Consider the following 6,927-nt stretch of genomic DNA (forward strand, 5'->3'; position numbering starts at 1 on the left):
AGAGAGACTATTACAAGAGATTGAACAAGCACCAGATTCTTTAATAGAAGAAACTTTGAACTTCCTACTTTCAGCACAAGCTAGTTATGCTAAATCTGAAAGTAATGTAGGGGAGGCAATATTAAAGCTTCTGGAAGAGATGCCATTAGACAATGACGACTTAGAAAAGTTGCCTATAGATCTTGCTAATCAACATGACCATTATCTTTATGGAGTTCCCAAATCCTAAGCAAAGCCGAAACTAAAGTTTATAGCATCCTAGCAATGAAAACCATATTTGCAGACACATTTTATTGGGTTGCTCTCATTAACAATCGTGATGATTGGCATGAGAAAGCTATAGAAATGACAAGGAAACTCCAGCAGGTAACAATAGTGACAACCGATGAAGTCTTTATTGAAGTTTTCAACAATCTATCTGCTTATGGAATGTCAGTTAGACGAAAAACCTTACAAGTTATTAGAGGCTTACAAAATAATCCCCAAATCTTAGTTATACCTCAAACTCATCAGACGTTCCAATCAGGATTAGATTTATATCAAAATCGTCCAGATAAGGATTACAGCTTAACAGATTGTATATCCATGCAAACAATGCGCCAAATGAATATAAATGAAATTCTTACCCACGATAAGCATTTTACACAAGAAGGATTTTTCATTTTATTTCAAAATATAGAGTTACATTAGATTTGAGACAACGACTCTTAGGATACAATCATCCCGATGTGGCAACTTCCCTCAACAACTTAGTACATTTGTCCTTATTGTCAAGGCAGATACTCAGAAGCAGAACCGCTCTATCTAGAAGCGATTAATATTTTCAGGGAAAGATTAGGGGAAAATCATCCCCATACTCAAACCGTTTATCAGAATTATCTGAGGATGTTATCCCAATTACCCGAAGCAGAATTAAGACAACGGTTTCCTGAGGAGGTGGTGGAGATGTTGAAACCAAAACCCCCTCATCCCTGAAAACAGTCTTAACTGTGATTGGAATGATTGGAATGATGAACTATGACTAGGGAGCTAGTTAAGAGTGAATTAGAGATGAAGATTGATTGAATAAACCAATCATAGTTAAGACCGTTGGAAAAGAGGGTCTGTAGGCGCACGGATTTCCCATTATGAATATAGTATCCTGTCAAGTCGCCTTTGTCAAGAGAAAATTTAACAACATCCAGAAAAACGTTATGGTAGGGGTAATTCATGAATTACCCCTACACCTATTACCTAGTCCAGTAACCCACCACCACCATTGACAGTGATTGAATTAGTCACTGATGAACTACAATGATGGATAATTATAGGAGGATGCTGTCTGGAGTGTGATTAGGTGAGATTGTTAAATCCCTACAATAATTTTTATTATTTCATCATCAAAAAAAGGATTAATTATGATCAAAAAAATTAAAATCGCCGATGCTCAAACCGATTTACCCAGTCTCGTTAAATCGGTTACAGAAGATAACAAAATTTATGCCATTGAGAATCAGGAAGATTCTGTAATTTTGATTTCCCAAAAAAACTATGAAAGTTTACAAGAAACCATCGAATTACTATCTATTCCCGACTTAAGAGAAAGCTTACAACTATCTCTACAGCAAATTAATGAAAATGAAACCTATTCTCTTGAGGAAGTGTTGGGAGACATTGATTAATGGTTTATGAAGTCAGATTTACCAAAGAAGCTAAAAAAGATGTTGATAAGCTAACCCCTAAACTTAAGAAGAAACTGAAGTCAATTATCCAAGATACCCTGAGTATTTCTCCCTATAGTGGCAAAAAATTAGTAGGAGATTTAACGGGTTTCTACTCAATTCGCTTAAGTTATCAAGATAGAATACTTTACACCATTAATGATGAACAGAAGTTAATCTATATTCATCGTACTAAAACCCATTATGGCGAATAAACTAGACCTTGAAAATTCTTGAAAACTAGGGTCTGTAGGCGCACGGATTTTCCATTATGAATATAGTATCATGTCAAGAGGCTTTTGTCAAGAGAAAATTTAACAACATCCAGAAAAACGTGGCCGATTGTAGGGGTAATTCATGAATTACCCCTACACCTATTACCTAGTCCAGTAGGGTGCGTTAGACGGCCAAAATTTCCGCTTTGACTTGAAGCTAACAATCCGTCGTAACGCACCACCTATCATTGACTTGAGGCGAAGCATTCGGACGATAACCTATCGCTGAAACCGTAGATTTGCTATCCGAATGATGCGCCCCTACTTTGTCAGCATACCCTAATTAATCGGGCAATTTATACTGTTCCACAATCTTCTTAGCATATTCAGGAACATGAACTGCTAATTTTTCAGGATAATTACGTTTAACATAAAGGTAATTACGGGTAAAGTGAGAATCGATAGAAAAGCGAGCATATTCTAAACCTTTAGGTCCGATTTTTTCAATTACTACTCCCATCATTTTTGCCGCCCACATCGGCAAGGTTACACCTTTATCGTAGGCAGGAATACTATTTTGTACCGCCTGTTTTCTATCACCACTAGACATAACATCTTGGGTATCTAATTGATCTTTAACTAACTCTAACATTTCCTTGCCCGTATCATTACGAACCATAATCCATTGCCAGCCAAAAGGCGCACCCATATAGCCCACAACCAAATCGGCAAGGGAGTTAACATAATCAAAACAAGTCATACAGGAAGGGGCAAAAACATCTTTTAATTTATTAGTTTTTAAGCCAAAAAAAGGAACCATTTCCATCGAGCCATCTTCGTGTTTAAAGTGTACCCGAAAGTCCTGCATAAATTCGTAATGAACCACGGTTTCTGGGGAACGACTGGTGGTTTCTAGAAACTTTTGTAGTCCTGAGCGGGTGACATTATCGACGCAGGGAGTTCCTAAGACATATAACTTTTCCAAGCCTAATTTTTTTTCTACTGCTCTTAGGGCTTGAATTTGACAACCAACTCCGATAACTAATAACCGTTTCATGCCCGATTTTTCAATTTCTTCTAGGACTGATAAATTGGGAGAAAGAGTCGGTTTATTAACTTTAGCGGCGAGAATTTCTTCCGTAGTACGGGCGAGAATCGGCTGCGGTTGAAAGCGATCCTCGGCGGTATTCTGCACACAAACCACCCCTTCTACTAAACCACGATCGAGCATTTCACAGGCAATTGTACTGACGATTCCTGTCCATTGCGCCCCGGGAATAGCTTGTTTTTTCTTGGCAGCCATCATCTCTTGATGAACACCAAAATAGAGATCATTTTCCTGATTTAAGTCGCGACTTTTGCCGTGTGCTGCTGCTTCTAAATCGGCGATTTGTTGATTGAGAAAAGCACAAGCTTCTTTAACATAGTGAATATAATAAGTGTCACAAAGTCCGCACTCGCTACACAATTCTTTGGCAGGACGACGACTATTTGGCTTGAGGGCTTTGGCTTTTAGGTGTGGCGCAAGCGAGTTCATAATCTTAAAAGGCAACTAGGTCAAGGGTTTTTTTCTATCGATCGTTTACCTTACCGCATTCGATCGCTTTGTTACCAATCTTTTTAAAGAAATGTAACGATTACCCGGAATAGGATCAGAGCAAAGCTTCTAAGGTGGCGACGACGGAAGCCGCTAAAGTTTCTAAATCATAACCGCCTTCTAAGCCGAAAAGCAGCGGTTTATTGAGAGTTAAGAGGTATTTCGTTAAAATTCCATAATCCTGTGGGTGTAAACAAATGCCCGCCAGAGGATCCGCTTGATTGGCATCATATCCAGCACTAACAATCACTAAATCCGGTTGAAAATTTTTCAGAAAAGGTATGACTTGCCCCTCAAAATGTTCTTGATAATCTTTAATGGTACTCCCCGCCGGTAAGGGAATATTCAAAACATTATCAAACTCCCCTTTTTCTCTCGCTTCTCCCGTGCCGGGATAAAAGGGGAATTGATGAAGGGAACAATAGGCAATCTGGGGATGATTTTCGACTATATCCTGGGTGCCATTGCCGTGATGTACGTCCCAATCAAGAATCGCTACTTTTTGCACTCTTTTATTTTCTAAAGCATAATAAGCGGCAATAGCAGCATTAGAAAACAGACAGAAACCCATGCCATAATTAGAAGTGGCATGATGTCCAGGAGGACGGGCTAAAATAAAGGCAGGATCGCCGGTGGATAAGACTCGATCAACTCCATCTAACCAGCCACTAACCGCTAGTAACGCCACATCGTAACTACGGGCAGAAACGGGAGTATCTGCATCCAATCTTCCCCCACCCCGTTGACAAATTCGCCGCAATCCATCAACATAATCTTGATTATGAACTTGTTTAATCAAAGGGATTACTTCGTCACGAATTTCGATCGGTGTCGGTAAATGCCATGTTAATTTTGACTGCCATTCTGTTTGTTTTAAAGCCTCGACAATTGCCGTTAAACGCGCCGCTTTTTCGGGATGGTAAATACCTGTATCGTGATCGAGAAATTCATCGGAATAGATAATCGAGATCATAATCAAATTACTGCTTAAGTAGCTGGTTATAATTAAATTGAAGATAGATTTTGGGTTCGATCCCCCCTGCCCCCCTTATTAAGGGGGGTGCCGATAGGCGGGGGGATCTGACAGTTTTTAACACCTAACTGCTTAACTCGTTGATTTTTGAGCAACCTAATAGTTTTAATCTACCAGAAAAGCAGCGGCTTGAGCGGCTATAGTGAAAAAACTTTACTGATTGGGTCACTTTTGCCAGATGATGCAATTATCTTTCCCCAAGGTGACAGGAGGCAAAAATGCTGACAAATTTTCGGAAATTTCAGCTAGAAGTTAATGACATTACTATCAATGGTGTCAAAGGTGGGCGCGGTTTTCCGCTGCTTTTGCTTCATGGTTATCCCCAAACCCATCAAATGTGGCATAAAATCGCCCCCCGATTAGCGGCTAATTTTACGGTGATCGCCACGGATCTGCGCGGCTATGGGGATAGCGATAAACCCTTACCCCTAGAGGATTCTAGCAATTACTGCAAGCGAGTCATGGCCCTCGATCAGGTATTGCTGATGGAAAAATTGGGTTATCAGGAGTTTTATCTAATCGGCCACGATCGAGGGGCGCGAGTTTCCCACCGTCTCGCCCTTGATTTTCCCAAAAAGGTCAAAAAACTCGTTTTACTCGATATAGCACCAACGATGGCGATGTACGATGCGACTGATAAAACTTTTGCCACTGCCTACTATCATTGGTTTTTCTTGATTCAGCCTTCTCCTTTTCCCGAAACCCTGATCGCCGCTAATCCCGATTATTATCTGCAACATTGCTTGCAAAGTTGGGGTCGAGATTTTAGCGCTTTTACAGAGGAAGCTTTGGGGGAATATCGGCGTTGTTTTCGAGATTTAAGCACGATAACCGCCACTTGTGCCGATTATCGGGCTGCCGCTACCATCGATTTAGAGCATGATCGTCAGGATTTGGACCGGAAAATTTCCTCTCCCCTCTTGGTTCTTTGGGGAGAAAAAGGTTTCATTGCACGTCAATACGATGTGATCGCTCTTTGGCAGCAGCGAGCTAATCAAGTCACCGGACAGGCGATCGCCAGTGGTCATTTTTTACCGGAAGAAGCACCGGAAGAGACGGGACAGGCGATCGAGGATTTTCTTCCGAATTCTCTGAGTTAAGTAGGGAGGCACAATTATTTGTAGGATGGGTTAGCGGTAGCGTAACCCATGCGGGAGTTGGGTTTCATGGTTCAACCCAACCTACGTTCATCTTATATTTAATTCCACCCACCTACTTAGGAGTCAGATTTTTCAATCAATTACTGGTCAAATATTATTATGCAAATGCTAAAATATTCCCTGATCGTCCCCATCTATAACGAGGAAGAAACTATTGCCGAACTATATCGCCGGGTGAGTGCCATCATGAATAATTTAGATGGGGAGGTAGAATTAATCCTAGTAAATGATGGTAGTAAAGATAGTTCCTTAAAACTGCTGCGAGAACTGCACCAAGCTGATTCACGAGTGTGTTATATCAGTTTCGCCCGCAATTTTGGTCATCAAGCGGCCGTAACTGCTGGACTTAATTTTTGCCGAGGACAAGTAATTATTGTTTTGGATGCCGACCTGCAAGATCCACCTGAATTAATTCCCCAAATGATTGAAAAATGGCAAGAGGGTTATCAAGTAGTTTATGCCCAAAGAACCAAAAGAAAACAAGAAAGTTGGTTTAAAAAACTGACGGCCTATCTCTTTTATCGTTTGCTTAAAAGACTAGCCGATGTGGATATTCCCGCCGATACAGGAGACTTTTGTTTAATGGATCGTCAGGTAGTAGATATATTAAATTCTCTCCCGGAAAGAAATCGTTATATTCGTGGGTTGCGCGCTTGGATTGGCTTTCCACAAACTGCGGTTAAATTTGAACGGGATGCGCGCTTTGCCGGGGAAGTAAAATATACCTGGCTCTTCTCGACTTTGTGTGATAATTTTTGCTTATGGAATCGTGAAATGCTTATCAGGCAAGACTTTTAGTGCTATTTGGCGGAATAAACTATCAGTATAGACCTCGTTTCCACACAGAAACCAGAAGAGCCTATACCTTTAGCAAATCATTATCTTTAGCTATTAATAGCCTAGTATCTTTTTCCCGTGTCCCCTTACGTTTTGCCACCTATCTAGGATTATTTTCTGCCCTGATATCTTTGATTATGGCTCTGTTAGTATTATATTGGCGTTTACAGCAGCCCAACTCACCGATCACGGGTTTTGCCACGATTATGATCGCTATATTTTTTCTGGGTTCTGTACAGCTAATTAGGGTCTGCTGAAAAAGTTTTTCCTGGGGGTAGGAGTCAGTAGCCGGTCGTCAGGAGTCGGTCGTTTCAGGCTTTGTTGCCCTTGTTTTTTGTACCAAGCGATGTACCACAAGAAGGATAATGCAAGGTTTTTGAAAGTC

The 6,927-nt window shown here is 40.7% G+C and carries 9 protein-coding genes and 1 pseudogene; 8 read left to right on the top strand and 2 right to left on the bottom strand.

Translation table 11 applies throughout. The features are described 5' to 3' along the window. From IM509_RS23000 to IM509_RS23025, 6 genes are all read left to right on the top strand, one after another. Window positions 1–229, top strand: a 229-nt coding sequence (locus tag IM509_RS23000) for a hypothetical protein (RefSeq protein ID WP_272079516.1), incomplete at its 5' end; no start/stop codon positions are given. Between the two features lie 35 nt (window positions 230–264). Continuing rightward, window positions 265–690 carry a type II toxin-antitoxin system VapC family toxin gene (locus IM509_RS23005; RefSeq protein ID WP_002756072.1) on the top strand — a complete coding sequence of 142 codons (426 nt, stop codon included), beginning with the start codon at window positions 265–267 and terminating at the stop codon, window positions 688–690. 66 nt (window positions 691–756) lie between these two features. Continuing rightward, a complete protein-coding gene (locus tag IM509_RS23010; protein WP_311768973.1) occupies window positions 757–975 on the top strand; it encodes a tetratricopeptide repeat protein in 219 nt (72 codons plus the stop codon). A gap of 152 nt (window positions 976–1,127) precedes the next feature. After that, window positions 1,128–1,262, top strand: a complete 135-nt coding sequence (locus IM509_RS23015; protein WP_272079517.1) for a hypothetical protein — start codon at window positions 1,128–1,130, stop codon at window positions 1,260–1,262. Window positions 1,263–1,397: 135 nt separating this feature from the next. Further along, entirely contained in the window at window positions 1,398–1,661 is a 264-nt protein-coding gene (locus IM509_RS23020; RefSeq protein WP_002756068.1) for a type II toxin-antitoxin system Phd/YefM family antitoxin, read from the top strand. Beyond that, window positions 1,661–1,915, top strand: coding sequence for a type II toxin-antitoxin system RelE family toxin (locus IM509_RS23025; RefSeq protein ID WP_052276585.1), 255 nt, complete (start codon window positions 1,661–1,663; stop codon window positions 1,913–1,915). The genes IM509_RS23020 and IM509_RS23025 overlap by 1 nt, the downstream gene beginning before the upstream one ends. A gap of 343 nt (window positions 1,916–2,258) precedes the next feature. On the opposite strand, the gene IM509_RS23030 is transcribed toward IM509_RS23025, so the two are convergent. Beyond that, window positions 2,259–3,452, bottom strand: coding sequence for a Coenzyme F420 hydrogenase/dehydrogenase, beta subunit C-terminal domain (locus tag IM509_RS23030; RefSeq protein WP_185237697.1), 1,194 nt, complete (start codon window positions 3,450–3,452; stop codon window positions 2,259–2,261). Window positions 3,453–3,567: 115 nt separating this feature from the next. After that, window positions 3,568–4,485 carry a histone deacetylase family protein gene (locus IM509_RS23035; RefSeq protein WP_185237698.1) on the bottom strand — a complete coding sequence of 306 codons (918 nt, stop codon included), beginning with the start codon at window positions 4,483–4,485 and terminating at the stop codon, window positions 3,568–3,570. 278 nt (window positions 4,486–4,763) lie between these two features. Between IM509_RS23035 and IM509_RS23040 the strand changes: the two genes are divergently transcribed. Next, a complete protein-coding gene (locus IM509_RS23040) occupies window positions 4,764–5,645 on the top strand; it encodes an alpha/beta fold hydrolase (RefSeq protein WP_052276587.1) in 882 nt (293 codons plus the stop codon). A 165-nt stretch (window positions 5,646–5,810) separates the two neighbouring features. After that, window positions 5,811–6,793, top strand: a pseudogene (locus IM509_RS24445) (glycosyltransferase family 2 protein); the annotation flags it as partial. Window positions 6,794–6,927 lie beyond the last annotated feature (134 nt).

Source organism: Microcystis sp. M31BS1, assembly GCF_020245285.1.
Taxonomy (GTDB): Bacteria; Cyanobacteriota; Cyanobacteriia; order Cyanobacteriales; family Microcystaceae; genus Microcystis; species Microcystis panniformis.